The 24,735-nt window shown below is 73.8% G+C and carries 22 protein-coding genes; 8 read left to right on the forward strand and 14 right to left on the reverse strand.

Translation table 11 applies throughout. From position 1 onward, the window contains the following. Window positions 1-86: 86 nt before the first annotated feature. The 6 genes from MTP13_RS17955 to rsmI all read right to left on the reverse strand — a co-directional run bounded on the left by MTP13_RS17955 (window position 87) and on the right by rsmI (window position 6,490). The gene (locus tag MTP13_RS17955) at window positions 87-1,025 is read right to left on the reverse strand and encodes a 4-(cytidine 5'-diphospho)-2-C-methyl-D-erythritol kinase (RefSeq protein WP_243568999.1); all 939 of its coding nucleotides are present in this window, start codon (window positions 1,023-1,025) and stop codon (window positions 87-89) included. A 9-nt stretch (window positions 1,026-1,034) separates the two neighbouring features. After that, window positions 1,035-1,919 (reverse strand): 16S rRNA (adenine(1518)-N(6)/adenine(1519)-N(6))-dimethyltransferase RsmA, encoded by an 885-nt coding sequence (rsmA, locus tag MTP13_RS17960; RefSeq protein WP_243569000.1) that lies wholly within the window; start codon window positions 1,917-1,919, stop codon window positions 1,035-1,037. Continuing rightward, window positions 1,916-2,797: a TatD family hydrolase gene (locus MTP13_RS17965; RefSeq protein WP_243569001.1), complete on the reverse strand. Its 882-nt coding sequence runs from the start codon at window positions 2,795-2,797 to the stop codon at window positions 1,916-1,918. The genes rsmA and MTP13_RS17965 overlap by 4 nt, the downstream gene beginning before the upstream one ends. A gap of 8 nt (window positions 2,798-2,805) precedes the next feature. Then, window positions 2,806-4,365 carry a methionine--tRNA ligase gene (gene metG, locus MTP13_RS17970; protein ID WP_243569002.1) on the reverse strand — a complete coding sequence of 520 codons (1,560 nt, stop codon included), beginning with the start codon at window positions 4,363-4,365 and terminating at the stop codon, window positions 2,806-2,808. 41 nt (window positions 4,366-4,406) lie between these two features. Continuing rightward, window positions 4,407-5,549, reverse strand: a complete 1,143-nt coding sequence (locus MTP13_RS17975) for an NADP-dependent oxidoreductase (protein WP_243569003.1) — start codon at window positions 5,547-5,549, stop codon at window positions 4,407-4,409. 107 nt (window positions 5,550-5,656) lie between these two features. Beyond that, window positions 5,657-6,490 carry a 16S rRNA (cytidine(1402)-2'-O)-methyltransferase gene (rsmI, locus tag MTP13_RS17980; RefSeq protein WP_243569004.1) on the reverse strand — a complete coding sequence of 278 codons (834 nt, stop codon included), beginning with the start codon at window positions 6,488-6,490 and terminating at the stop codon, window positions 5,657-5,659. Window positions 6,491-6,583: 93 nt separating this feature from the next. Between rsmI and MTP13_RS17985 the strand changes: the two genes are divergently transcribed. Together MTP13_RS17985 and MTP13_RS17990 are read left to right on the forward strand one after the other, a co-directional pair. Beyond that, complete coding sequence (locus tag MTP13_RS17985) at window positions 6,584-8,086, forward strand: HNH endonuclease signature motif containing protein (RefSeq protein WP_243569005.1); 1,503 nt, start codon at window positions 6,584-6,586, stop codon at window positions 8,084-8,086. Window positions 8,087-8,104: 18 nt separating this feature from the next. Continuing rightward, window positions 8,105-9,982, forward strand: a complete 1,878-nt coding sequence (locus tag MTP13_RS17990) for a dolichyl-phosphate-mannose--protein mannosyltransferase (RefSeq protein WP_243569006.1) — start codon at window positions 8,105-8,107, stop codon at window positions 9,980-9,982. Window positions 9,983-10,007: 25 nt separating this feature from the next. Here the strand turns inward: MTP13_RS17990 and MTP13_RS17995 are convergent, their stop codons facing one another. Next, complete coding sequence (locus MTP13_RS17995; RefSeq protein WP_243569007.1) at window positions 10,008-10,685, reverse strand: TetR/AcrR family transcriptional regulator C-terminal domain-containing protein; 678 nt, start codon at window positions 10,683-10,685, stop codon at window positions 10,008-10,010. 84 nt (window positions 10,686-10,769) lie between these two features. Here MTP13_RS17995 and MTP13_RS18000 point away from each other — a divergent pair, with 84 nt between their 5' ends. After that, window positions 10,770-11,813, forward strand: a complete 1,044-nt coding sequence (locus tag MTP13_RS18000) for an NAD(P)-dependent alcohol dehydrogenase (protein WP_243569008.1) — start codon at window positions 10,770-10,772, stop codon at window positions 11,811-11,813. Further along, the gene (locus MTP13_RS18005) at window positions 11,810-12,235 is read left to right on the forward strand and encodes a hypothetical protein (RefSeq protein ID WP_243569009.1); all 426 of its coding nucleotides are present in this window, start codon (window positions 11,810-11,812) and stop codon (window positions 12,233-12,235) included. Before MTP13_RS18000 ends, MTP13_RS18005 begins: the two co-directional genes overlap by 4 nt. Window positions 12,236-12,257: 22 nt before the next feature. On the opposite strand, the gene MTP13_RS18010 is transcribed toward MTP13_RS18005, so the two are convergent. Both MTP13_RS18010 and MTP13_RS18015 read right to left on the reverse strand, forming a co-directional pair. Next, on the reverse strand, window positions 12,258-12,587 hold the full coding sequence (locus MTP13_RS18010) for a DMT family transporter (protein ID WP_243569010.1): 330 nt from the start codon (window positions 12,585-12,587) through the stop codon (window positions 12,258-12,260). Window positions 12,588-12,724: 137 nt separating this feature from the next. Next, the gene (locus MTP13_RS18015) at window positions 12,725-13,024 is read right to left on the reverse strand and encodes an antibiotic biosynthesis monooxygenase family protein (protein ID WP_243569011.1); all 300 of its coding nucleotides are present in this window, start codon (window positions 13,022-13,024) and stop codon (window positions 12,725-12,727) included. A gap of 105 nt (window positions 13,025-13,129) precedes the next feature. Here MTP13_RS18015 and MTP13_RS18020 point away from each other — a divergent pair, with 105 nt between their 5' ends. The 3 genes from MTP13_RS18020 to MTP13_RS18030 all read left to right on the forward strand — a co-directional run bounded on the left by MTP13_RS18020 (window position 13,130) and on the right by MTP13_RS18030 (window position 18,431). Then, a complete protein-coding gene (locus MTP13_RS18020) occupies window positions 13,130-14,425 on the forward strand; it encodes an O-acetylhomoserine aminocarboxypropyltransferase/cysteine synthase family protein (protein WP_243569012.1) in 1,296 nt (431 codons plus the stop codon). Next, entirely contained in the window at window positions 14,422-15,015 is a 594-nt protein-coding gene (locus MTP13_RS18025) for a CoA-binding protein (RefSeq protein ID WP_189086606.1), read from the forward strand. The genes MTP13_RS18020 and MTP13_RS18025 overlap by 4 nt, the downstream gene beginning before the upstream one ends. Before the next feature lie 146 nt (window positions 15,016-15,161). Further along, the gene (locus MTP13_RS18030) at window positions 15,162-18,431 is read left to right on the forward strand and encodes an AfsR/SARP family transcriptional regulator (protein ID WP_243569013.1); all 3,270 of its coding nucleotides are present in this window, start codon (window positions 15,162-15,164) and stop codon (window positions 18,429-18,431) included. A gap of 15 nt (window positions 18,432-18,446) precedes the next feature. Here the strand turns inward: MTP13_RS18030 and MTP13_RS18035 are convergent, their stop codons facing one another. Next, the gene (locus tag MTP13_RS18035; RefSeq protein ID WP_243569014.1) at window positions 18,447-19,262 is read right to left on the reverse strand and encodes an ABC transporter permease; all 816 of its coding nucleotides are present in this window, start codon (window positions 19,260-19,262) and stop codon (window positions 18,447-18,449) included. Next, a complete protein-coding gene (locus MTP13_RS18040) occupies window positions 19,259-20,269 on the reverse strand; it encodes an ATP-binding cassette domain-containing protein (protein ID WP_243569015.1) in 1,011 nt (336 codons plus the stop codon). Before MTP13_RS18040 ends, MTP13_RS18035 begins: the two co-directional genes overlap by 4 nt. Window positions 20,270-20,410: 141 nt before the next feature. On the opposite strand from MTP13_RS18040, the gene MTP13_RS18045 reads away from it, so the two are divergent. Further along, window positions 20,411-21,799 (forward strand): L-serine ammonia-lyase, encoded by a 1,389-nt coding sequence (locus tag MTP13_RS18045; RefSeq protein ID WP_243569016.1) that lies wholly within the window; start codon window positions 20,411-20,413, stop codon window positions 21,797-21,799. Between the two features lie 87 nt (window positions 21,800-21,886). Here the strand turns inward: MTP13_RS18045 and MTP13_RS18050 are convergent, their stop codons facing one another. The 3 genes from MTP13_RS18050 to MTP13_RS18060 form a co-directional block, all read right to left on the reverse strand. Continuing rightward, window positions 21,887-22,408, reverse strand: a complete 522-nt coding sequence (locus tag MTP13_RS18050; protein ID WP_243569017.1) for a rhodanese-like domain-containing protein — start codon at window positions 22,406-22,408, stop codon at window positions 21,887-21,889. A gap of 84 nt (window positions 22,409-22,492) precedes the next feature. After that, the gene (locus MTP13_RS18055) at window positions 22,493-23,761 is read right to left on the reverse strand and encodes a M18 family aminopeptidase (RefSeq protein WP_243569018.1); all 1,269 of its coding nucleotides are present in this window, start codon (window positions 23,759-23,761) and stop codon (window positions 22,493-22,495) included. Window positions 23,762-23,771: 10 nt separating this feature from the next. After that, window positions 23,772-24,698 carry a DnaJ domain-containing protein gene (locus MTP13_RS18060; protein WP_243569019.1) on the reverse strand — a complete coding sequence of 309 codons (927 nt, stop codon included), beginning with the start codon at window positions 24,696-24,698 and terminating at the stop codon, window positions 23,772-23,774. Window positions 24,699-24,735 lie beyond the last annotated feature (37 nt).

The following is a 24,735-nucleotide window of genomic DNA, read 5'->3' on the forward strand; positions in this document are numbered from 1 at the left end:
CCTAGTTGCTCTCGCCGTGCGCGAGCCGTGCGCCGGCAGCGCGGGCCCAGTCGGCCCCCGCCGCCCGTGCCCCGGGTACCGCCTGCTCAGCGCACGACGCGGGCGCCGTGCACGGGTCCGTGCACGTGCGCGGCCGTGTGCCCCGCCGACGACAGGGTGACGGCGAGCGAGATCGCCTCGTCCCCGCCCTCGGCGAGGAAGGCGAGCGTGGGCCCGGAGCCCGAGACGAGCCCGGCGAGGGCGCCGGCCGAGGCCCCCAGGCGCAGCACCTCGTCGAGCTCGGGCGCGAGCCCGATCGCCGCGGCGGCGAGGTCGTTGTGCAGCGCGCCGGCGAGGAGCGCCGGATCCCCCGCGCGCAGCGCCTGCAGCACCGCGGGATCGACGGTGGGCGCCCCGGCCGGCGCGAGGGCGTCGGGCGGCACCTGCCCCTCGCCCCGCAGCCGGTCGAGCTCGCCGTACACCGCGGGGGTCGAGAGGCCGAACTCGGCGAAGACGAGCACCCAGTGGAAGGAGCCCGTCGCGAGCACGGGGCTCAACCGGTCGCCGCGACCGGTGCCGATCGCGGTGCCGCCGGCGAGCGCGAAGGGCACGTCGGCGCCGAGCTGCGCGGCGAGGCCGTGCAGCTCGTCTTTGGTGAGCCCGGTGCCCCAGAGGGCGTCGCAGGCGACGAGGGCGGCAGCGGCATCCGCCGACCCCCCGCCCATGCCGCCCGCGATCGGCACGTGCTTGTCGATCGCGAGGTGCACGCCCTCGGTGACGCCGGCCTCCTCCGCGAGGAGGCGGGCGGCGCGGATCGCGAGGTTCGAGTCGTCCACGGGCAGCCCGGACACGTCGACGCTGCCCGAGAAGGAGACCTCGAACCCCGCGGCGGGCGTCGCGACGACGTCCTCGTAGAGCGAGACCGCCTGGTAGGTCGTGGCGACGTCGTGGTAGCCATCGTCTCCCGGTTCGGCGACGCGCATGAAGAGGTTGATCTTGCCGGGCGCCCGCACGTGCACCGACGGCTGGGCTGCGGCGATCGTCATGCGTCCACGCTAGCCGAGCTCGGCTCCGCCCGCGGCGTCACCCGCCGTGCCGCGCGCCCGCGCGATCGCGAGGAACTCCGGCATGCCGAGCTGCTCGCCGCGCGACTGCGGGTCGACCCCGGCGCGCTCGAGCACCGCGGATGCCTCGGCGGCGCTGCCGCCGAGCACGCCGGAGAGCGCCTGCCGCAGCATCTTGCGGCGCTGCTGGAACGCGGCGTCGACGAGCTCGAAGGTCGCCCGGCGTTCGGCCTCGGTGCCCGGCTCCGCATCGCGCTCGAAGCCGACGAGCACGGAGTCGACGTTCGGCACCGGCCAGAACACCTGCCGCGAGACCTGCCCGGCGATGCGCCAGTCGCCGTACCAGGCGGCCTTGACGCTCGGCGCGCCGTAGACCTTCGAGCCGGGGCCGGCGGCGAGCCGGTGCCCGACCTCGGCCTGCACCATGACGATGCCGGCGCGGAGCGAGGGGAAGTGCTCGAGCAGGTGCAGCAGCACCGGCACCGAGACGTTGTACGGCAGGTTCGCGACGAGCCGCACGGGGTCGCCCGGCAGCTCGGTGACCCGCAGCGCGTCCTGGTGCACGACCCGGAGCGCGGCGCCGGGCTGCAGCAGCTCGGCCGTCTTCGGGAGCTGCTCGGCGAGCCGGCCGTCGATCTCGACGGCGATGACGTCGGCCCCAGCCTCGGTGAGGCCGAGCGTGAGCGAGCCGAGGCCCGGGCCGATCTCGAGCACCGTCTCGCCCGGCTGCACGCCGGCGAGCTGCACGATGCGCCGCACGGTGTTGCCGTCGTGCACGAAGTTCTGGCCGAGCTTCTTCGTCGGGGTCACGCCGAGCAGTTCGGCGAGGTCGCGGATCTCGGCGGGGCCGAGGAGCCCCTGGCGCGGTGCGGTCATGCGAGGCCCTCCTGCCACGAGCCGTAGACGCGCTCGGTGTTCTCCGCGAGCTGGGCGCAGAGCCCGTCGAGCGGCACCTCGAGCAGTTCGGCCATGAACCGCACCGTGAGCGGCACGAGGTACGGGGCGTTCGGCCGGCCGCGCAGCGGCACCGGGGTCAGGTACGGGGCATCCGTCTCGACGAGGAGCAGCTCCCGCGGTAGCACGCGGAGCGCCTCGCGCAGGTTCTCGGCGTTCTTGAACGTGACGTTGCCCGCGAAGGAGCAGTACCAGCCGGCGTCGGCCGCGGTGCGGGCGAGCTCCTCGCCGCCCGAGAAGCAGTGGAACACGGTGCGCTCCGGCGCGCCGACCCGGCGCAGCGTCCCGACCACGTCGTCGTGCGCGTCGCGGTCGTGGATCTGCAGCGCGATGCCGTGGCGTTTCGCGATGTCGAGGTGGGCCTCGAAGGCGCGGTGCTGGGCATCGCGCCCCTCCTCGCCGGTGCGGAAGTAGTCGAGCCCGGTCTCGCCGATCGCACGCACCCGCGGCTGGGCCGCGAGCTCGTCGATGATCGCGATCGCGGCGTCGAGCTCGCCCGCGGCGTCGAGCTCCGGCGCCTCGTTCGGGTGCAGCGCGACGGCGGCGAGCAGGCGCGGCTCGCGCGCGGCGATCTCGGCCGACCAGCGGCTCGTCGCGACATCCGTGCCGACCTGCACGGCGCCCGCGATGCCGACCGCCGCGGCCCGCTCGAGATGCTCGGCCGGCGACAGCGGCAGCGCCCCGTCCGCGATCTCGAGATGGGTGTGGTTGTCGTAGACGGGCACCGGCAGCGGCTCGGGGGCCGGCGGGTACTCGGCCGCGCGGCCGCCGTCCGACCTCCGCCGCAGGTGCTCGCTCACGCCCGCGCCTACTCCGCGACCTCGACGCGCGGGAACAGCGCTTCGAGCGGCTGCACGCGCTCGCCGAGCTCGGCCTCGTCGGCGCGGTCGATGCGCTGGGCGGCGACCTCGCCGGGGGCGCCGAGCGCCGTCCAGAGCTTCGCGCTCGCCTTCGGCACGACAGGCGAGAGCAGCACGGCGAGCGTGCCGAGCCCCCGGTACGCGGTGGCGAGCACGGCCTCGAGCCGGTCGCGCTGCTCGGGGTCCTTCGCGAGCGCCCAGGGCTCCTCGTTCGTGAGGTACCCGTTCAGGGCGTCGACGAGCTGCCAGACCTCGGTGATCGCCTCGTGGATCGCGAGGCGCCCGATGGCGTCCCACGAGCGCTCGGTGGCGCGGCGGGCGATCGTGGCGATCTCGGCGTCGGCCGGGCTCAGCACGCCCGCGGTCGGCACGGCGCCGTCGCAGTACCGGGTGATCATCGCGATCACGCGGGAGGCGAGGTTGCCGAAGCCGTTCGCGAGCTCGGCCTGGTACCTGGCGGCCAGGTCCTCCCAGGAGAACGAGCCGTCCTGGCCGAAGGAGATCGCGGACATGAAGTAGAACCGGAACGCGTCGGAGCCGAAGACGTCGGTGATCTGCTCGGGCGCGATGCCGGTGAGCTTCGACTTCGACATCTTCTCGCCGCCGACGAGCAGCCAGCCGTGCCCGAAGACGCCGCGGGGCACGTCGAGGCCCGCGGCCATCAGCATCGCGGGCCAGATCACCGCGTGGAAGCGCAGGATGTCCTTGCCGACGATGTGCTGGGCGGGCCAGCGACGGGCGAACTCGGCCTCGTCGTCGCCGTAGCCGACGGCGGTGATGTAGTTCAGCAGGGCGTCGAACCAGACGTAGACGACGTGCGTCTCGTCCCACGGGACCTTCACGCCCCAGTCGAACGTCGAGCGCGAGATGGAGAGGTCGGCGAGGCCCTGGCGCACGAAGCTCACGACCTCGTTGCGGGCCGACTCGGGCTGCACGAAGTCGGGGCGCTCCTCGTAGAGCGCGAGCAGCCGGTCGGCGAAGGCCGACATGCGGAAGAAGTAGTTCTTCTCGTGCAGCAGCTCGACCGGCTTCGAGTGGATGGCGCAGACGGGCTGGCCCGCGTACTCGCCGGTGCCGTCGACGAGCTCGGACTGCTGCTTGTACTCCTCGCAGCCGACGCAGTAGTAGCCCTCGTACTCGCCCGTGTAGATGTGGCCCTCGTCGTAGAGCTTCTGCAGGAAGCGCTGCACGTTGCGCTCGTGCCGCTCGTCGGTCGTGCGGATGAAGTCGTCGTTCGCGATGTCGATGGTCTCGAGCAGCGGCTTCCACGCCTCGGCGACGAGCTTGTCGGCCCACTGCTTCGGGGTGACCCCGTTGGCCGTCGCGGTGCGGAGGATCTTCTGGCCGTGCTCGTCGGTGCCGGTCAGCGACCAGGTGTCCTCGCCGGCCTGGCGGTGCCAGCGCGCAGCCACGTCCGCCGCCACCTCCGTGTAGGCGTGCCCGATGTGGGGCACGTCGTTGACGTAGAAGATGGGCGTGGTGATGTAGAACGAGGAGCCGTCGGCCATGCCGTCAATCCTACGGGCGCAGCGGATGCCTCGAGCGCGGGTTACGGCAGCGGCTCCTCCTCCACCCGGTCCGGACGATCCGTCTCGGCATCCGCGGGAGTCGCGTCGGCATCCGCCTGCTGTCGCGCCTCGCGATGGCGGCGCCGCACGCTGCCGTCGCCGATCGCCGCGGGCACCGCCTCGACGGCCTCGAGCCGCTCGTGCGGCGTCGGCACGCCGAGCGTGACGTCCTGCTCCTTGATGGCGGGCTCCTTGACCCGCTGGCCGGGGTACTCCACGGTGCGCAGGCCGAGCACGATCTTGCCCGCGGCATCCCGTCGATCGAGCGCCCGGTAGGCGGCGGCGACGTCGTCCATCGCGAAGACGTCGGCGATCGGCAGGCGCACCTGCTTCGCGGCGACCGCGGCGGACACCCGGCCGAGCGCGACGAGGTCGCCCGGCTCGACCCGGGCGACGCCGTGCTCGTCGATCGCCTCCTCGTCGAGCACGGTGAGCACCCGACCCGCGGGCACGCCGAGTTCGACCGCCTCCTCGGCCTCGCCGCCGAGGAAGTCGAGGAACGCCGTGATCGGCGCGGAGGTCGTCACCCGCACGCGGGCGGCGAGCCCCGGTCCGTAGCCGAGCGGCTGGATGCCGAACTGGCGCAGGAAGTCGAAGCGCGCCTCCGCACTCGTGCCGATGACGGCGGCGCCGTGGAGCCTCGCGAACTGCGCCGCGAGGCAGCCGACCCCGCCGGCCGCCGCGGTGATCACGACGGTGTCGTTCGGACCGAGGGCGAGCCCTTCGACGGCGTTCCAGGCCATCGTGCCCGCCGTGGCGAGCGAACCGGCGACCTCCCACGGGATCCCCGCCGGCTTGGGCATCAGCTGCGTCTCCGGGACGACGACGTGGCTCGCCTGCGTGCCCTCGCCCCAGCCCATCACCTCGTCGCCGCGGCTGAACCGCTCGACGCCGGGCCCGGTCGCGATCACCACGCCGGCGAGATCGCGCCCCTGTCTCGCGGGCAGCTCCGCCGGGCGGCCGGCTCTGGCCTCGCCGCGCCGCAGGGCGCTCTCCGCCGGATTCAGCCCGGTCGCGTAGACCTCGACGAGCACGTCGCCCGGCTTCGGCAGGGGGGCTTCGACCTCGACGATCTCGAGCACCTCCGGCCCGCCGTAGGCGGTGAATCGCACTGCGTTCGACATGTCGCACCTCCACGCCCGAGCGCGTTGGGACCGCTGCCGCGGCGCGGCCGGGCTCATCTCAATTGTCGCGCGTTCCGGCCGATTCGGCTGGCCCTTGCAGGAATCGATCAGGGATGCTTGGGTGCGCGCTCGCGGAGCGCCGCCTCGTAGAGCTCCCGCTTGCCGAGGCCCGTCGCGGCGGCGACGTCCGCCGCGGCGTCCTTCAGCCGCGCGCCGCCCGCGGTGAGCTGCAGCACCCGGGCGACGGCGTCGCCGGCGTCCGCGGGACCCGGCTCGGGGGCGCCGCCGACGACGATGCAGATCTCGCCGCGCACGCCGGCGGCGGCCCACTCGGCGAGCTCGGCGAGCGGGCCGCGGCGCACTTCCTCGTGGAGCTTCGTCAGCTCGCGGCAGACCGCGGCGGGACGCTCCGCCCCGAACGCCTCGGCGAGCGCGGCGAGGCTCGCGGCGAGCCGGCTCGGCCCCTCGAAGAAGACGAGCGTGCGCCGGTCGCCGGCGAGCTCGCCGAGGCGGCGGGCGCGCTCCCCCGCCTTGCGCGGCAGGAATCCCTCGAACGCGAAGCGGTCGGTCGGCAGGCCGGAGAGCGCGAGCGCGGTCACCACGGCGCTCGGACCGGGGATGGCGGTGACCAGCACGCCCGCGGCGGCGGCCGCGGCGACGAGCGGGAAGCCGGGGTCGGAGACGGTCGGCATCCCCGCGTCGCTCAGCACGAGCAGGTCCTCGTCTCGCGCGAGCTCGACGAGCTCGGCGGCCTTCTGGCGCTCGTTGTGCTCGTGCAGGGCGATGAGCCGGGGCCGGTTCTCGATGCCGAGCGCCGCGAGCAGTCGCTGGGTGACCCTGGTGTCCTCCGACGCCACGACCCGAGCCTCGGCGAGCGCGGTGCGCAGGCGGGGCGAGGCGTCGCCCAGGTTGCCGATGGGCGTGGCGGCGAGGATGATCATGCCCTCAAGTCTCCCGCATCCGCCGCAGGAGGAGTTCTCCACAGATCGAGTTCCGACCCACACTTTCGAAACTCTGTTCGATAGAGTCGAGCTATGTGGGGAATCGATGAGCGGGCAGCGCAGGCGAGCTGGCGAGCCGATGAGCGGGGCGACCCAGAATCCGAGTGGGCGTCGCCCGAGTGGGAATCGCTGGATGCCTGGCGCGCCGCCGCTGCGGCCGGCGGCTCGCGCGCGGTGTTTGCCGAGCTGCAGGCGAACCTCGACGCGGCCGAGGGCGCGCAGCTCCAGAGCAACCGCCAGTTCGCCGCGCAGCTCGACGCCTTCCGTCGCGCGTTCGCCCTCGCCGACGCCCACCCCGAGCTGTATCTGACGGCCGAGACCTTGACCTCTGAACCACGACCGGTCGGCGCGGAGCGCGAACGACCGCCGGCGCGCGGCCCCCGACTCGACGTGGCCGAGCTGGCCGCCCGCTCGGTGGCCGCCGAACTGTCGATGCGGCTGCTGCTCCCCGCCGCGACGATCCGAAGTCGCGCCTTCGAGGCGGCGCGCTGCCACGATCTCCTCCCCCGGCTGTGGGCCCGGTTCCGCGACGGCCTCGCCGCCTATGCCGAGCTACGCGTCGCACTCGATGCGATCGCAGGGCTTCCGCTCCCCGCAGACTTCCGCGGGGCTTCGGCCGAGCAGCGGGCGGCCGCGCAGGCCGCCGCCGAGCGGCTCGCCGCGCTCGACGACGAGCTGTCGGAGCTCGCCGGCACGGTGCCGCGCGCGAGGTTCCGCCGCCGCGCACGCCTGCTGCGGGCGAAGCTCGATCAGCCCGACGAGGTCGCGGCCCGCCATGCGCGCGCCCTCGCCCAGCGCCGCCTCACCGTCGAGTCTGCCGACGACGGCATGGCCTGGGTCACCCTCTACGTCTCGGCGGTCGATGCCGCTCGCATCCGCGCCCGCGTCGGCGCGACGGCCACCGAGCACTCCGGGCGGCCCGACGAGGCGCGCACCCTCGATCAGCTCCGCGCCGACGTCGCGACGGCGCTTCTCACGGGCGACGGCACGCCGACCGCCGTCCGCACCGAGATCCTCGTCACGATCCCCGCCCTGACGCTCGTCGGTGCCGCCGGAGCTGCCGGAGCTGCCGGAGCACTCGACGCCCCGCTCGCCCGGCCCGCCGAGCTCGAAGGCCACGGCCCGATCGACGACGACACCGCCCGGCGACTCTTCGCCGAGGCGCCGACGTTCCTCCGGCTGGCCACCGATCCGTTCACGAGCGCGCCGCTCGCCCTCGACCGCACGCGCTACCGCGTCACGGCGGCTCAGCGCCGCTGGCTGGCGCAGCAGTACGAGGGCTGCACCCGACCGGGCTGCACGAGCCCGGTCACGGCCACCGACCTCGACCATCTCACCGCCTGGGCGCACGGTGGCACGACCGATGTCGACAACCTCGCCCCCACGTGCCGCACCGACCACACGCTGAAGCATCGGGCTCGCTTCAGCGTCACCCGCTCCGCCGACGGAACGATCAGCTGGCGCAGCCCGAGCGGCCACCTCGCTCGCACCGAGCCGATCCCGGCCCGAAGCTACCCCGATCGTGCGCCGTTCTGATGTCTTAGGGTTGGGCGCATGAGTGTCGCCGAGCCGCCGGAGCCGCCCGCGCGCGGCGACGAGGGTTCGAGCGCGCCCGCCTCGGCCGGCGGCACGGCACTCGAGCCTGATGGCACCAGCGCCGCCCCGCGGCTCCCCGGTACCGACCTCTTCGCCACCGACCGCTTCGCGGCCGACCCGTTCTCGTCCGGGCACCCGCAGCGCTCCGAGCCGGACTCCGAGCCCGACTCCGACTCCGGCCCTGACTCCGACCCCGACTCCGACTCCGACTCCGACTCCGACCCCGACTCCGACCCCGACTCCGACTCCGGCTCCGGCCCTGACTCCGATTCCGACCCCGACCCCGAGCCCCGCGGCTCGCGGCACGACGAGTGGTGGGCCCGCCTGCTCGCGACCCCGCGGCGCCGCGCGCTCTGGTACTGGGGCGGCCCCCTGCTCGTCACCCTGCTCGCGGCGGTGCTGCGCTTCTGGAACCTCGGCCACCCGCAGGCGATCGTCTTCGACGAGACCTACTACGTGAAGGACGCCTGGACGCTCCTCCATCACGGCTACGAGTCCACCTGGCCCGACGGCGCCGACAGCGGCTTCGCCGCCGGCGACACCGACAGTTACGGCGAGCAGGCCTCGTACGTCGTCCACCCACCGCTCGGCAAGTGGATGATCGCGCTCGGCATGGCGGCCTTCGGCGCGGACTCGGCGTTCTGGTGGCGCGCGTCCACCGCGCTCGCCGGCACGATCGCGGTCTTCCTCCTGACCCTCGCCGGACGCCGCCTCTTCGGTTCGACGATGCTCGCGGTGATCGCGGGGCTCCTCTTCGCCGTCGACGGCAACGCGATCGTCATGTCGCGGGTCGCCCTGCTCGACAACTGGCTGATGCTGTTCGCTCTGCTCGGGTTCTGGTTCGTCCTCCTCGACCGCGACTGGAGCGCGCGACGGCTCGAACGCCGCGTGGCCGCCGCCCGCGCGGCCGGCAAGGATCCGCACTACGGCCCGGTGCTCTGGGCCCGCCCCTGGGTGTTCGCCGCGGGCGCCGCGTTCGGCGCGGCCGCCGCCGTGAAGTGGTCCGGCGCCTGGTTCCTCGCGGCCTTCGGCGTCTACCTCGTCGTCGTCGACGCGGTCGCCAGGCGCCGCGCCGGCCTGCCGCTGTGGGCGAGCGGCGCCGTGCTGAAGCAGGCGCCCGCGACGTTCCTGCTGCTCGTCCCCGTCGCGATCGGCGTCTACCTGGCGAGCTGGACCGGCTGGTTCGTGACCTCCGGCGGATACGACCGGCACTGGGCGGAGCAGGCGGGCAACGCGGCGAGCGGCTGGCTCTCCTGGGTTCCGTTGCCGCTGCAGAGCCTCTGGCACTTCCACCAGAGCGCCTACACGTACCACGTCGGCGTGCACACCCCGCATCCCTGGCAGGCGAACCCGCTGACCTGGCTGTTCATGATCCGGCCGACCAACATGTACTACGCCGATTCGGCCGGCTGCGGCGGCGGCTGCACCGAGTCGATCATCGGCCTCGGCAACCCGCTCATCTGGTGGGCCGCCGCGATCGCCGCGGGCTACCTCGTCTACCGGCTGATCCGTCGCCGCGAGTGGGCGGTCGGCGCCATCCTCGTCGGCCTCGCCGCCGGCTACCTGCCCTGGCTCGCGTACCTCGACCGCACGGTGTTCCAGTTCTACTCGATCGCGTTCGAGCCGTTCCTCCTGCTCGGCCTGACCTTCGTCATCGGGCTGATCCTCGGGCGACGCGATGCCCCGCGCTGGCAACGCGAACGCGGCATCCTCACCGTCGCGATCTTCCTGATCGCCGTCGTCCTCGTGTCCGCGTTCTTCCTGCCGATCTGGACGGCGCAGCCGATCCCGCCGCTGCTCCGACAGCTGCACTTCTGGCTGCCGAGCTGGGGCTGAACCGCGGCCTGAGCGCGACGGCTCCCTATCCCGCCTCGCCGTGCAGCTCGGCGAGCCGGACTTCGAGCTGGTCGAGCACGAGGTCCAGGCCGTAGCCGAACTCGTTCCCGTAGTCGTACTCACGTCCCGCCATCATCACCGCCATGAACTCGGTGAGGTAGGGGTACTCGTCGGCGGGCAGCGCGAGCCCGGCCGCGAACGCCTCCGGTCCCGCTTCGGCGGTAAACGGCAGATTCGACTCGGACAGCACGAAGCCGTACACGTACGCGTCGACGACCGAGAATGCGTGGCCCGCGAGCGGCACATCGAAGCCGTTCGTTCGCAGCACGCCGAGCACGCGATCGTGCTGGCGGAGCACGGATGGCCCGGGGTTCACTCGCGACTCCAGCAGCACGAGCGCCCACGGATGCGCGGACAGCACCGCCCGAGCACCGTTCGCGCGCTCGGTGAGCGCGGCGCGCCAGGGCGCCCCGAGCTCGGCGAGCGGGAACCGGGAGAAGATCTCCTCGGCGATCGCGTCGAGCATCGCATCCTTGCCGTCGACGTGGTGGTAGAGCGACATCGCCTCGACGCCGAGCTCGCGTGCGACCGTGCGCATGCTGATCGCGGAGAGCCCGCCCGCGTCGGCGACCGCCATCGCGGCCGCGACGATCCGTTCCCGGGTGAGCGGGGCGCGCACCCGGCCCCGTGCTGACTCGACCATGACCTCTCGCTTTCCCGCACTTGCTTCCTTACGAGTGTAAGGCTACCGTGGACGCCATCAGACTTACAGGCGTAAGGGAGCAACATGCGCGCAGTCGTCGTCGAACGGTACGGCCCGCCCGAGGTGGCGCGGATCGTCGAACAGCCGGACCCCGTGCCCGGGCCTGGGCAGGTGCTGGTCCGGGTCGAGGCCAGCACGGTGAACTCGGGCGACGCCCGCATCCGGGCCGGCCGCTTCCCCGAGGGCTTCGGGCCGGTCGCCCGGCTCGCCTTCGGGTTCCGCGGCCCCAGGCGGCCGGTGCTCGGCAACGTGGTGTCGGGGGTCATCGTCGCCGTCGGGCCCGCACCGCGCGGACGCGCCGCCGCCCGACTCGCCGACACTCCCGCCGCCCGCCTCGCGGTGGGCGACCGGGTCTGCGGCATGACCGGGGTCGCGATGGGCGCGCACGCCGAACTCGTCGCGATCGCGCGCGGCAAGCTCGCGCTCATCCCCGCGGAGGTCTCGTTCGAGGACGCCGCCGGCGTGCTCTTCGGCGGCAGCACCGCGCTGCACTACCTCACCGACAAGGGCGGCATCCGCGCGGGCCACCGCGTGCTGGTGATCGGCGCCTCCGGCGCGGTCGGCACGAGCGCGGTCCAGCTCGCGAAGCACGTCGGCGCGCACGTCACCGCGATCACGAGCGCCCGCAACGCCGCGCTCGCGTCAGAGCTCGGCGCCGATCGAGTGGTCGACTACCGGGCGATGCCGCCCGAGGAGCTCGACGAGCGCTTCGACCTCGTGCTCGACACCGTCGGCGCGCTGTCCCCCGCCACCGGCCGGCCCCTGCTCGCCGACGGCGGCCGCCTGCTCCTCGTCGTCGCGAGCCTCGTCGAGACGATCACCGCCCGCGGCCCGGTGAAGACGGGCCCGGCCCCCGAGCGGGCGGAGGGCTTCGCCACCCTGCTCGGGCTCATCGCCGAGGGCCGACTGCGCGTCGTGCACGAACCCGCACTGCCGCTGGATCGGATCGCGGAGGCGTACGCCCTGGTCGACAGCGGCCGCAAGGTCGGCAATCTCGTCGTGCATCCGCAGCCTGCGAGCGCGCGCCGAGACTCCACTCAGCAGACGCCGGAACGGACCCCCTCGTGAACGCCGAGACGGCCGACGCCGTCGGCACCGCCGCCGGCACTGTCGGCATGGATCCCGTGCGGATCGTGCTCGCGGGCGCCTGGATCTCGCTCATGCTCATCTACCTGCTGGGCGACGTGCTGCGGATCTTCTCGGGCGATGCCACCCCCGGCCGCATCGACGGCACCGCGGCCACGAGCGGCATGTGGCTCTCGGCGGCGCTCATCATGCTCGTGCCGATCGCGATGATCCTGGTCTCGCTCCTCACCCCGGCTGAACCGCTGCGCTGGATCACGGTCGCCGTCTCGGCCGCGCTCGTCGTCTTCAACGCCTTCGCGCTGCCGTACCCGGGGCTCTACGACAACGTGCTCCTCATCGTGAGCTTCGGGGTGAACGGCGTGCTCATCTGGCAGGCGCTCGCCTGGCGGCCGGCCGGCGCATAGCCGGCGGCCGCCGCGCTCGCCGCTAGTGGCCGGAGCCGCCGTCGACGAACTTCAGTCCGATGACGCAGCCGACGAGGCCGACGAGCAGAGCGATCTTGATCCACGAAACCTCGGTGTCGCCCGTCGCCATCGCCCAGACCACGGTGAGCGCCGCGCCGATGCCGACCCACACGGCGTACGCGGTGCCCGTCGAGATGTCGCGCATGGCCCAGGCGAGCCCGCCCATCGACAGCGCGAGCGCGCCGAAGAAGATCACCGAGGGCCAGAGCTTCGTGAAGCCCTCGGACTTGCCGAGCGCCGTCGCCCAGACGGCCTCGAGAACACCGGATGCGATGAGGATGACCCACGCCATGACGACACACTCCTGACTCGTTCGGCATCGATCGTACGGATGCCGTGCGCCAGTCGTCGTGTCCGGGTACTGGGTGCCCTCGTCCGGTGGCCGCCCCGATCGGGCGACCCGGACTTCAGCGTAGCAATCCTCGCTGATCAGGGGCTGTGCAGCACCCCCGCGAAGTGCTCGACGACGGGGAACGGTTCGTAGAAGCCATGCAGCAGCTCCCGCCAGCGGCCGTACTGCGCCGAACCGCGGAAGCCGGGATCGTGCGCCTCGACCGACTCCCAGCGCACGAGCAGCAGGTACTCGTTCGGCGTCTCGATCGAGCGCGACAGCTCGAGCTCGAGGAATCCGGGCATCGCCGCGATGATGGCCTTCGCCTCGGCGAAGGCCGCCTCGAACGCCGCCTCGCGGCCCGGGACGACGGGCAGGATCGCGTGCTCGAGGATCATCGCGCCAGCGTAGCGGCGGCTCGACCGCGGCGAGCGGCGCGACGCGCATTGCCCCGCGTTACGGCGCGGCTCGGGACGAGCGGACGCCCCGGCTAGCGTAACGGCATGGCAGACCGCGAATACGGCTTCAAGACCCGCGCCATCCATGCGGGCAACATCCCCGACCAGGTGACGGGCTCGCGGGCCCTGCCGATCTACCAGACGAGCGCCTACGTCTTCGACGACACGGCCGACGCCGCCGCCCGCTTCGCGCTGCAGAAGTACGGCAACATCTACTCCCGCCTCGCGAACCCGACCGTCGCGAGCTTCGAGGAGCGCGTCGCGAGCCTCGAGGGCGGCCTCGGCGCGGTGGCGACCGCGAGCGGCCTGAGCGCGCAGTACATCACCTTCGCAAGCCTCGTCGGCGCGGGCGACCACCTCGTCGCCTCGGCGAACCTCTACGGCGGCTCCATCACCCAGCTCGACGTCACGCTCCGCCGCTTCGGCGTCGAGACGACGTTCGTCGCGAGCGCGGATGCCGAGGCCTACGCCGCCGAGATCCGCGAGTCCACCAAGGCGATCTTCGTCGAGACGATCGCGAACCCCTCGGGCGAGATCGCCGACCTCGAGGCTCTCGCCGACGTGGCGCACGCGCACGGCATCCCGCTCATCGTCGACTCGACGATCGCGACCCCCTACCTGAACCGGCCGATCGAGTGGGGGGCGGACATCGTCACGCACTCGGCCACGAAGTTCCTCGGCGGCCACGGCACCACGCTCGGCGGCGTCGTCGTCGAGTCCGGACGATTCGACTGGCACTCTCCGAAGTTCCCGCTCTTCGGTCAGCCGGTGCCGAGCTACGGCGGGCTCGAGTGGAGCGGCAACTTCGGCGAGTACGCCTTCCTCACCCGGCTGCGCGCCGAGCAGTTGCGCGACATCGGCCCCTCGCTCGCGCCGCACTCGGCGTTCCTGCTCGCCCAGGGCGTCGAGACCCTGCCCTACCGGATCCAGGCGCACGTCGACAACGCGCGCACCGTCGCGAACTGGCTCGCCGAGGACCCCCGCATCGAGCGCGTCTTCTGGGCCGGTCTCGAGGATCACCCGCACCACGAGCGCGCGAAGAAGTACCTGCCGCTCGGCCCCGGCTCCGTGTTCAGCTTCGAGGTGAAGGGCGGCCGTCAGGTCGGCCAGCAGCTCATCGAATCGGTGGACCTCGCGAGCCACCTCGCGAACATCGGCGACGCGAAGACGCTCATCATCCACCCGGCCTCGACGACGCACGCGCAGCTCACCGAGCAGCAGCTGCTCGACGCGGGCGTCGCGCCCGGCGTCATCCGCCTCTCCGTGGGCATCGAGGACGTCGACGACATCATCTACGATCTCGACCAGGCGCTCGCTGCCGCGACAGGAGGCACCCGATGACCGACACCACGACGGCGCCCGCCGCCGAGGAGCTGGAGACCGTCCGGCTCGTGAACGGCCTCAGCTGCGAACTGCCGGCCGACTCGCCGCTCGCGAAGCTGCTGCGTTCGCAGCGCACCTGGACCGGCCCCGACGCGAAGGCGCGGCTGCGAATCCTGAACGCGGCGAAGTCGGTCGCGATCGTCGGCGCCTCGCCGAAGCCGCAGCGCTCGAGCTACTTCGTCGGCACCTACCTGCAGCAGTCGAGCGACTACCGGCTGTACTTCGTGAACCCGAACGAGACCGAGATCCTGGGCGAACCGGCGTACCCGAGCCTCGCCGCCCTGCCGGAGGTGCCCGACGTCGTCGTCGTGTTCCGCCGCGGCAGCGACATCCCTCAGGTGGTCGACGAGGTCGTCGCCGCGGGCGCGAAGACCATCTGGGTGCAGCTCGGCATCTGGAACGAGGAGGCCGCCTACTACGGCGAGGAGCAGGGCCTCACCGTCGTCATGGACCGCTGCATCAAGGTCGAGCACGCCCGCTTCCACGGCGGTCTGCACCTGCTCGGCTTCGACACCGGGCAGATCAGCGCCCGCAAGACGGCCCGCTGAGGCCGGTTCACTGAGGCTGGTTCGCTGAGCTTGTCGAAGCGCCCCCTGGTTCGCTGAGCTTGCCGAAGCGCCGCCCCTCGACGAGCTCGGGGAACCACCCCGCCCCTCGACAGGCTCGGGAACCCGGCGGCACTAGGCTCGACCGCGTGCTGAACGCCGATCGGACAGGCGAGGGTGCGCCGGGCGTCGGCGTGCTCGGCCCCGTCGTGGTCGCGGACGCGGGCGGATGCCTCGTCGAACCGTCCGGCGCGCTCGCGAAGGCGCTCGTGGCGGTCCTGGTCGCGATCCCGCGCCGCCCGGGCGACGTCGTCGGCATCGACACGATCGTCGACGAGCTCTGGGGCGACGCGCCCCCGCAGCATCCGCGCGCCGCACTGCAGACGCTCGTGAGCCGGCTGCGCCGGCTCTCCCCCGCGCTCATCCGCTCGACGCCGGCCGGCTACGCCCTGGCGCAGGCCCCGGAGACCGTGGACCTCGCGGCGGCAGAACTCGCCGGCGAGTCCGGCGACCAGCGCGGGACCGATCCGGCGGCGGAGCTCGCGCGGGTCGACGCCGCCCTCGCCCGATGGCGCGGCGAGCCCGGCGACGACCTCGGCGGAGCGCCGGTCGCCGACGCGCTCGCCGCCCGGGCTGCGACCGCCCGGGAGCGCCTCCTCCGCCGCCGCGCCGAGCTCCTCGCCGCGGGGGGCGCCGACCCCGACGAGGCCGCAGACGCCTACGCGGCGCTTTCGCAGCGGCATCCGCTCGACGAGGCGGCCGTCGCCGGCCGCCTCGAGGCGCTCGCCGCCGCCGGCCGCCGCGCCGAGGCGCTCACCGAGTACGCCGCGTTCCGCGAACGCCTCGCCGAGGAGCTCGGCGTCGACCCGTCGCCCGCGCTCGTCGCCGTGCACGCGCGACTGCTGCGGGAGCCGCCGCACCCCGGAGCCGCCCCGGCGGACCAGGTCGCCGCGGCGAGCGCGCCCACGGCCACGCCCGCGCCCGGCATCCGCCTCGGTCTGCGCGCGGAACCCAACCCGCTGCTCGGCCGCGACGACGACGTGCGCGAAGTCGAGCGGCTGCTGCACGAGCACCGCCTCGTGACGGTGCTCGGCGCGGGCGGGCTCGGCAAGACGCGGCTCGCCCAGGCGGTGGCGGCGCGGTTCCCGGCGCCGGCGGTCGTCGTCGTCGAGCTCGCCGGCGTCCGCGATGACGACGACATCGAGCTCGCCCTCGGTTCGGCCCTCGGCCTGCGCGAGGCCCGCTCCGCCAGGTTGGCCGATGCCGCGAGCCGCCCGGAGCTCCGGCAGCGGATCGAGGCGCGCCTGGGCGAAGCGCCCACCCTGCTCGTCCTCGACAACTGCGAGCAGATCATCGACGGCGCCGCGCACTGGGCGGCCGAGCTGCTCGCCGCGGCGCCGGAACTGACGGTCCTCGCGACGAGCCGCAGCCCGCTCGCGATCGGCGCCGAGCGCGTCGTGCCGCTCGCCCCGCTGGCGGTCCGCGAGGGCGAGGAGATCGGACCGGCCGGGCGCCTGTTCCGCGATCGCGCGCTCGCCGCGAGGCCCGACGCCACCCTGCCCGACGAGATCGTCGACCGCCTGTGCGCGAGGCTCGACGGCCTGCCGCTCGCGATCGAGCTCGCGGCCGCGCGGGTCCGCTCCATGTCGGTCGCCGAGATCGAGGCGCGCCTCGACAACCGCTTCGCACTGCTCTCGAACGGCGACCGCAGCGCCCCCGAGCGGCAGCGCACGCTCGAAGCCGTCATCGACTGGAGCTGGGCGCTCCTCGACGAGGACGAGCGGCGCGGGCTCGCCCGGCTGTCCTGGTTCGCCGACGGCTTCGGACTCGATGCCGCCGAGGCCGTGCTCGGCGACGGCGCGCTGCGCGTGCTCGACGGCCTCGTCGCCCAGTCGCTGCTCACCGTGCGTGAGACCTCGGACGGCGGGGTGCGGTACCGGATGCTCGAGACCGTGCGCGAGTTCGGTCAGCTCCGGCTCGAGCAGGAGGGCGCGACCGCCGAGGCGCGGGACGCCATGGCGCGCTGGGCCGAGCGCGTCTCGGAGCTGCCCTTCGTCGGCGGCGGCGGGACGCAGCTGCTGGCCCTCCGCCGGATGCGGATCGAGGAGGAGAACCTGGTCGAGGTGCTCCGCCGCGCCATCGCCGAAGAGCGCGTGCCCACGGTGCTGCGGGTGTACGCCGCGCTCGGCTACTTCTGGAGCGTGCGCAGCGCCCACGCCGAGGTGATGACCTTCGGCCAGGCGGCCCTCTCGGCCACGCGGCACGGCGCCCGCGGGCCGGAGCTCGCGGTCCCCGCCCTGCTCACGGCCGTGTTCGCGGCCTCGACGGCGATGGCGTATGACGCCTCGTCCGGGGCGCGTGCGCTCGCACGGCTGAAGGCGCATGCGCGCGACGGCTGGCCGGTGCCGCAGTGGCTCCGCGGCATCGCGGGCTTCCTGGCGGCCGGCGACCTCGCCGAGGCCGTCGCCCGGCTCGTCACGATGAGCGAGTCCGACGACCAGGCGACCGCCCTCGTCGGCGCGCTGCTGCGCACCCAGTTCGAGGAGAACGCCGGCGACCCCGAGGCCGCCACCGAGCACGCGCATCACGCGCACGCGCTCGCCCGCCGCGTCGGCGACGTCTGGGCCGAGTCGATGTCCTCGATGATGCTCGCCCAGCTCGCGAGCCAGACGGGGCATCCGGAGGCGGCGCTGCGCTGGGCGGACTCCGCCGAGTCCGGGCTGCGTCTGCTCGACTCGGAGCCCGACCTCGTGCAGCTCGAGTGGATGCGCGCCGGCAACCTGCTCTCGGCCGGCCGCCTCGACGAGGCCCGGCCACTCATCACGGAATTCGCGTCGAGCGAGCGGCGCACCGCCGACGGGCTGGGGCTCGCGACGGTCGGCGAACTCGGGCTCTCCGAACTCGCCAGGGCGGAGGGCCGGATGGCGGATGCCGCGCGCCACGCCCGCACCGCGATCGACTCCTTCGGGGTCGCCGAGCGGTCCTCGCCCTGGTTCCTGATGGTGCTCGCGGACCTCGTCTCGGCAACCGCCCACGACGACCGCGACGCCGCGGACGCGGCCTTCTGGGCCGCCCGCATCCGGTACCGCACGCTCGGCATGCAGCGGGTCTGGACGAACTCGACCGACAAGCCGGTGCTCGGCACGGCCGCCCTCGGCTGGTCGGCGTGGGCCATCCGCCGCCAGGAGCTCCGCGACCGCGGGCTCGAGCTGCTCGCGCTCGCCGAGCGGCTGCGCGCCCGGCAGGACCTCCCCGGCCTCCGCCTCGCGACCCATCTCGGCGACGCCGAGGTCCTCGTCGGCCGCGCCGCCCTCGAACGCGCCCGCTCCGCCGCGGCAGCACTCGACCCCGAGGCCCGGGTGGCACGGACGCGCGAGCTCCTCGCGCTGCCGTTGCCGACCACGGGCCCCGGGGCCTGAGTCGAGCGGAGGCGGTTACGCCTTCCGCATGTACGCCCGCACCGTGAGCGGGGCGAACACCGCGACCACGATCGCCGCGCCGAGCAGCGTCGCGAACAGGTCGCCGGTGACGTCGGTGCCCATCGTGAGGCCGCGGGCGGCGGTCACGAGGTGCGAGACGGGGTTGATGCCGACGAACCACTGCAGCCAGTCGGGCATCGTGTCGGCGGGCACGTAGGCGTTCGACAGGAACGTCAGCGGGAACAGCACGAGGAACGAGATGCCCTGCACCGAACCGGCCGAGCGGGCGATCACGCCGAAGAACGCGAAGATCCAGCTGAGCGCCCACGCCGCGACGATGACGACGACGCTGGCCGCGAGCACCCCGCCGAAGCCGGCCTCGGGGCGGAAGCCCATCAGGTAGCCGGTCACGAAGGTCAGGGTCGTCGCGATGCCGTAGCGCACCGTGTCGGCGAGCAGCGCGCCGGCGAGCGGGGCGACCCGCGCGATCGGCAGCGAGCGGAAGCGGTCGAACACGCCCTTGTCCATGTCCTCGCGCAGCTGCACGCCCGTGACGACCGAGGTCGTGATGACGGTCTGCACGAGGATGCCGGGCAGGAAGAACGGCAGGTAGCTGAGCGCGTCGCCCGCGATCGCCCCGCCGAAGATGTACGTGAACATCAGGGTGAACAGGATGGGCTGCAGCGTCACGTCGACGAGCTGCTCGGGGGTGCGCTTGATCTTCAGCAGCCCGCGGTAGGCCATGCTGAGCGAGTTGCGCACGGTCTGGCCGAGGCTGACGTGGTTCTTCAGGGCGCGTTCGGCGCCGGGGACGATGGTCGCGGTGGTCATGCGCGGCTCCCTTCGAGCTGCGGTTCGGCCGAGGCGTCGTCGTCGGAGTCGTCCGACTCGACGCCGTGGCCGGTGAGGGTGAGGAAGACCTCGTCGAGCGTCGGCTTCTGAACGCTCAGCTCGGTCAGGTGGATGCCGGCCTCCCGGAGTGTGATGAGCAGCTCCGTGACGCGGTCGGCGTCCTGCATGGGGGCCGTGAGCCGGCCGGCCTCGGGGCTCGCCGTGGCCCGCACTCCGAGCACCCGCTCGATCGCGGCCTGCGCGTCGCCGAGATCGCGCGGCTCGGCGAGCCGCAGTTGCAGGCTCGAGGAGCCGACCGAGGCCTTGAGCTCGTCGGCCGTGCCCTCCGCGGCGACCCGGCCGCGATCGATGACCGCGATGCGGTCGGCGAGCTGGTCGGCCTCGTCGAGGTACTGGGTGGTGAGCAGCACGGTCGAGCCGCTCGAGACGAGCCGGCGGATCGTGTCCCACATCTGTGCGCGGGTGCGCGGGTCGAGGCCGGTGGTCGGTTCGTCGAGGAAGATCAGCGGGGGCTGCGCGATGAGGCTCGCGGCGAGGTCGAGCCGACGCCGCATGCCGCCGGAGAACTGCTTCAGCGGGCGCTTCGCGGCGTCCGTCAGGCCGAACTCCTCGAGCAGCTCGGCCGCCTTGCGCTTCGCCTCGGCGCGGCCGAGCCCGAGCAGGCGGGAGAACAGCACGAGGTTCTCGGTCGCCGAGAGCGTCTCGTCGACGGAGGCGTACTGGCCGGTGACGCCGATGAGCTGCCGCACGATCTGCGGCTCCTTCACGACGTCGTGCCCGAAGATGCGGCCGGTGCCCGCGTCGGGGCGCAGCAGGGTCGCGAGCATGGAGATGGTGGTGGTCTTGCCGGCCCCGTTCGGGCCGAGGACGCCGTAGACCGTGCCGGCGGCGACGCGCAGGTCGACGCCGTCGACGGCGCGGTTGGCGCCGAAGGTCTTCACGAGGCCGTCGGCCTCGATCGCCCAGGTGGAATCGGTGAGGTTCATGACCCCAGGCTCCCGCCCGGCGCTTGCACGGCGCTGCCGCGGCGCTGTCATGCGACGGTCACGGCGTGCGAGCCGTGCGTGACGCACGATTCTGCGATTTCTCGCGGCATCCGTGCGCGAGAACGCGCGTACCCTGGTGTGGTGACAGCGTTCGTCTCCGCCCTCGATCTCTTCTCGATCGGCATCGGGCCCTCGAGCTCCCACACCGTCGGGCCGATGCGGGCCGCGACGGCGTTCGTCGACCGCCTCGACGAGGCCGGCCTCACCGAGCGGGTCGCCCGCGTCAGCTGCTCCCTCTACGGATCGCTCGGCGCCACCGGTCTCGGTCACGGCACCCCCGACGCCGTGGTCGCGGGCCTCGCGGGGCTCCGCCCGCACGACTGCGACCCCGACGAGGTGCGCGGCGCCTGGCAGCGGCTCGAGCCCGAGGGCTCGGAGCTCCGGCTCGGCGGGCGGCACCCGATCCGACTGCGGCAGAGCGACATCACGCTCGAACCGCGCACCCGGCTGCCCGGGCACCCGAACGCCCTCACCCTCCAGGCGTGGGACGCCGACGGCACCCTGCCGATCGCCGAGGAGACCTACTACTCGGTCGGCGGCGGCTTCATCCGGCGCGACGGCGATCCCGCCACCGAGGCCGAGGCGCTGCGGCATCCGCTCCCCTACTCGACCGCCGCCGAGCTGCTCGAGCTCTGCGACGAGCACGGCGTCTCCCTCTGCGACGTCGCCAGGCACAACGAGGTCGCCGTGCACGGCGAGGCGGGCATCGACGAGGGGCTCGACGCGATCTGGGCGGCGATGGCCGAGTGCGTCTCGCACGGCCTCGCCACCGAGGGCGAGCTGCCCGGCGGGCTGCGGGTCAAGCGTCGCGCCTCCCAGGTGCGCCGTCAGCTCGAGGCGTACGACCGCGAGGAGCTCGAGGCCGCCGCGCACCGCGACACCTCGACGGAGTGGCTGCACGCCTTCGCCCTCGCCGTGAACGAGGAGAACGCCTCGGGCGGTCGGGTGGTCACCGCCCCGACGAACGGCGCGGCCGGCATCCTGCCCGCCGTCGGCCACTACTACCTGCGCTTCGTCCCCGGCGCCGACCAGGCCGGCATCCGCCGCTTCCTGCTCACCGCCTCGGCGATCGCGAGCCTCGTGAAGAAGAACGCGTCGATCTCGGGCGCCGAGGGCGGCTGCCAGGCCGAGGTCGGCTCCGCGTGCGCGATGGCGGCCGGCGCGCTCTGCGCGGTGCTCGGCGGCACGCCGCGGCAGATCGAGAACGCCGCCGAGATCGCCATGGAGCACCACCTGGGCCTCACCTGCGACCCGGTCGCCGGCCTCGTGCAGGTGCCCTGCATCGAGCGCAACGCGATCGCCGCGTCGACCGCGGTCTCGGCCGCGCGGCTCGCGCTGCACGGCGACGGCACGCACCTCGTCTCGCTCGACACCGTCATCGAGACGATGCGGCAGACGGGCCTCGACATGATGACGAAGTACAAGGAGACGAGCGAGGGCGGCCTCGCGGTGAACGTCATCGAGTGCTGAGCCGCCCGCGCGGCCGGCTCTGATGCTCCGTGGGTCGGGCGGACGTCCCTCGGTGTCCCGGCCGGGGGACGCCCGCCCGTCGGGCCGTCAGCAGGCGCAGGCGATCGCGCCCGGGGCGGCCGGGTCGCCGTCGAGCTCGCGCCCGGCGGTGACGTTGGTGAGCGGATCGGCGGGCCGCACGCGCCGGCCCTCGTCCGTCTCGAAGGCGAAGCCCTCGCGCACCCAGTACTCGAAGCCGCCGAGCATCTCCTTGACCGGGTGGCCGAGCCGCGCGAACTCGAGCGCGGCGCGCTGCGCCCCGTTGCAGCCTGGCCCCCAGCAGTAGACGACGACGGGGATGCCGGCGGGCAGCGCCGCCGCCTCGGCGGCGATCCGTCGGGTGGGCAGGTGCACGGCGCCGGGCACTCGCCCCTGCTGCCACGATGCCTCGCTGCGGGTGTCCACGAGCACGAAGGCGCCGGGCTCCTCACGGAGCGCGACGGCGACGTCGGAGACGTCGGTCTCGTACGCGAGCCGCGCGGCGAAGTGGCGCTCCGCCTCGGCCGGCGTCGCGACGTTCGCGAACAGGGCGGGACTCGCGAGGGCGGAGCTCGTGGCGGCATCGGTCATGCCTCGAGCCTCGCAGGATGCAGGCCCGCCGACCCCGTCAGATCCCGCCGACGTGCCGCGAAATCCCGCCAGATGCGCGGCGGCTCAGCCGGCGAAGAAGGCGGTGACCGCCGCACCGAGCGCGACGAGGTCGTCGACGTGGGCCAGTTCGCGCGCCGAGTGCATCGACAGCAGCGGCACGCCGACGTCGACGGTGCGGATGCCGAGCCGGGTCGCCGAGATCGGCCCGATCGTCGAGCCGCACGGCACGGTGTTGTTCGAGACGAACGGCTGCGTCGGCACGCCGGCGCGCTCGCAGGCGGCGGCCCACATGGCGGAGCCGAGCGCATCGCTCGCGTAGCGCTGATTGGCGTTGAGCTTCAGCAGCGGGCCGCCGCCGAGCACCGGCCGGTTCACCGGGTCGTGGCGCTCCGGATGGTTCGGGTGCACGCCGTGGCCCGCATCTGAGGAGAGCAGCCAGGAGTCGGCCGCGGCGCGGCGCCGGTCCTCGGCGGTCGCGGCGAGGCCGTCGCCGATGCGCGCGAGCACGTCTTCCAGGAACGGGCCGGCCGCGCCCGAGCGCGATTCCGAGCCGAGCTCCTCGTGGTCGAAGGCGGCGAGGACGCTCAGGTGGCCGGCGTCCGACGGCGCCGCCAGCAGGGCCACGAGGCCCGCGTAGACGGAGCTGAGATTGTCCATGCGGCCGGAGGCGAAGAACACGCCGTCGCGGCCGAAGCGCTGCGGGGGCGCGGTGTCGGCGAGCAGCACGTCGTAGCCCACGACGTCGGCCGCCGGCACCCCCGCGTCGGCGGCGAGCTCGGCGAGCACGTCGCCCTCCTCGCCCGCGCCCCAGACGGGCTGCACGTGGCGCTGCTTGTCGAGGGAGAGCGCCTTGTTCTGCTCGCGGTCGAGGTGGATCGCGAGCTGCGGGATGCGCAGCATCGGACCGGTGCGGGCGAGGTGCACGGCGCCGTCGCGCGTGACGAGGCGGCCGGCGAGCTCGAGCTCGCGGTCGAGCCAGGAGTTCAGCAGCGGCCCGCCGTAGATCTCGACGCCCGCCTGGAGCAGGCCCGCCGCGGCCGTCGAGGGGCTCGGCTTGAGCTTGAACGACGGCGAGTCAGTGTGCGCCCCGAGGATGCGCACCGGCGCGGTCGGTGCGGCACCGGCCGGCTCGACCCACGCGATGACGGCGCCGTCGCGGACCACGACCCGGCGCCCGGGGCCCGAGGGCCAGGCATCCGCCTCGTCGAGCCGTTCGAAGCCGGCCGCCTCGAGCCGGCGGGCCACCTCGGCCGCGGCGTGGTACGAGGAGGGCGAGGCCTGCACGAAGGCGGCGAAGTCGTCGAGGTAGGCGGGGGCGTCGATCGCGGGCATGCCTTCGACCCTACGCGAAGCGGATGACGGCCTGCAGCCGCGAGCGGACCTCCATCACGTCCGTGCCGCCGAGGCTCGGCGACCCCGGGATCCCCTCGCGGATCGCGCTCACGAGGCGCGACCGCCGCACGAGCGCCGTCGCCGCGCCGCGGATCGAGCCGCCGAGCTCGAGCGGCTCGGCGGCGTGCTCGTCGGGCACGACGACGAGGAGCGCCGTCGGCTTGACCTTGGCGGGCCGCGTGACGGCCTTCGCGCGGGCCGCGAGCGCCCGGAACGGCCGCTCGCCGTCGAGGCCCTCGCCGATGAGCTCGTTCCGGCGGAACCGCACCTCCCCGCCCCAGTCCTCCGACTGCACGGCGAACAGCCCCGTCGGGCCGAGCACGAGATGGTCGAGCTTCGGGGGCAGCCCCGGCCCCGCGGCATCCGTCGCGACGTCGTGCCAGATCGTGTACGCGATGCCGAGCGTCGCGAGCGATCGCGCGGTCGCCTCCTCGGCGAGCGCGTCGGCGAGCACGTGCCGGATGTCTCGGGGCGCGGCCCGCACGAGCGCGGGGTCGTAGGGATCGGCGAGCTCCTGGCCGCGGCCGACCCACTCGCGGATGAGGGCGAGGTAGCGTTCGCGGTCGTAGCCGCCGGGATGCCCGTGGGAGCGCGCCTGCGGCCGCGAGTCGCGCCGTGGCCGGGGGGCCGCGGGCGCCCAGCTCTCCCGGGTCGGCGCGCTCGTGCCGGCGCCGCGATCGAAGCGTGCGCGGGCCTCCGGCGTGCCGACGAGGGTCCAGGCCACCTGCACCGCGTGGAAGCGGGCGGCGTCGCCCCCGGTGTCGGGGTGCGACTCGCGCAGGGCGCGGCGGTAGGCGACGCGCAGGGCGGCGTCGTCGGCGTCGACCGGGACGCCGAGCAGCTCGTACGGCGACGCGGACAGTGGACTCTCGGGCATGGGCTCGCTTTCGTGTGCGAGGTCGAGGATACCGCCG

This window comes from Agromyces soli, from assembly GCF_022811605.1.
Lineage (GTDB): Bacteria > Actinomycetota > Actinomycetes > Actinomycetales > Microbacteriaceae > Agromyces > Agromyces soli.

What these genes read in the sequence shown, in the direction of transcription:
- metG (WP_243569002.1), bottom strand. Translation starts at nt 4,365, where the DNA reads ATGGCCGACGGCTCCTCGTTCTACATCACCACGCCCATCTTCTACGTC.
- MTP13_RS18020 (WP_243569012.1), top strand. Translation starts at nt 13,130, where the DNA reads ATGGCAGACCGCGAATACGGCTTCAAGACCCGCGCCATCCATGCGGGC.
- MTP13_RS18000 (WP_243569008.1), top strand. Translation starts at nt 10,770, where the DNA reads ATGCGCGCAGTCGTCGTCGAACGGTACGGCCCGCCCGAGGTGGCGCGG.
- MTP13_RS18010 (WP_243569010.1), bottom strand. Translation starts at nt 12,587, where the DNA reads ATGGCGTGGGTCATCCTCATCGCATCCGGTGTTCTCGAGGCCGTCTGG.
- MTP13_RS17995 (WP_243569007.1), bottom strand. Translation starts at nt 10,685, where the DNA reads ATGGTCGAGTCAGCACGGGGCCGGGTGCGCGCCCCGCTCACCCGGGAA.
- MTP13_RS18035 (WP_243569014.1), bottom strand. Translation starts at nt 19,262, where the DNA reads ATGACCACCGCGACCATCGTCCCCGGCGCCGAACGCGCCCTGAAGAAC.
- MTP13_RS17955 (WP_243568999.1), bottom strand. Translation starts at nt 1,025, where the DNA reads ATGACGATCGCCGCAGCCCAGCCGTCGGTGCACGTGCGGGCGCCCGGC.
- MTP13_RS18060 (WP_243569019.1), bottom strand. Translation starts at nt 24,698, where the DNA reads ATGCCCGAGAGTCCACTGTCCGCGTCGCCGTACGAGCTGCTCGGCGTC.
- MTP13_RS18025 (WP_189086606.1), top strand. Translation starts at nt 14,422, where the DNA reads ATGACCGACACCACGACGGCGCCCGCCGCCGAGGAGCTGGAGACCGTC.
- rsmA (WP_243569000.1), bottom strand. Translation starts at nt 1,919, where the DNA reads ATGACCGCACCGCGCCAGGGGCTCCTCGGCCCCGCCGAGATCCGCGAC.
- MTP13_RS18015 (WP_243569011.1), bottom strand. Translation starts at nt 13,024, where the DNA reads ATGATCCTCGAGCACGCGATCCTGCCCGTCGTCCCGGGCCGCGAGGCG.
- MTP13_RS17975 (WP_243569003.1), bottom strand. Translation starts at nt 5,549, where the DNA reads ATGTCGAACGCAGTGCGATTCACCGCCTACGGCGGGCCGGAGGTGCTC.
- MTP13_RS18040 (WP_243569015.1), bottom strand. Translation starts at nt 20,269, where the DNA reads ATGAACCTCACCGATTCCACCTGGGCGATCGAGGCCGACGGCCTCGTG.
- rsmI (WP_243569004.1), bottom strand. Translation starts at nt 6,490, where the DNA reads ATGATCATCCTCGCCGCCACGCCCATCGGCAACCTGGGCGACGCCTCG.
- MTP13_RS18055 (WP_243569018.1), bottom strand. Translation starts at nt 23,761, where the DNA reads ATGCCCGCGATCGACGCCCCCGCCTACCTCGACGACTTCGCCGCCTTC.
- MTP13_RS18050 (WP_243569017.1), bottom strand. Translation starts at nt 22,408, where the DNA reads ATGACCGATGCCGCCACGAGCTCCGCCCTCGCGAGTCCCGCCCTGTTC.
- MTP13_RS17985 (WP_243569005.1), top strand. Translation starts at nt 6,584, where the DNA reads ATGTGGGGAATCGATGAGCGGGCAGCGCAGGCGAGCTGGCGAGCCGAT.
- MTP13_RS17990 (WP_243569006.1), top strand. Translation starts at nt 8,105, where the DNA reads ATGAGTGTCGCCGAGCCGCCGGAGCCGCCCGCGCGCGGCGACGAGGGT.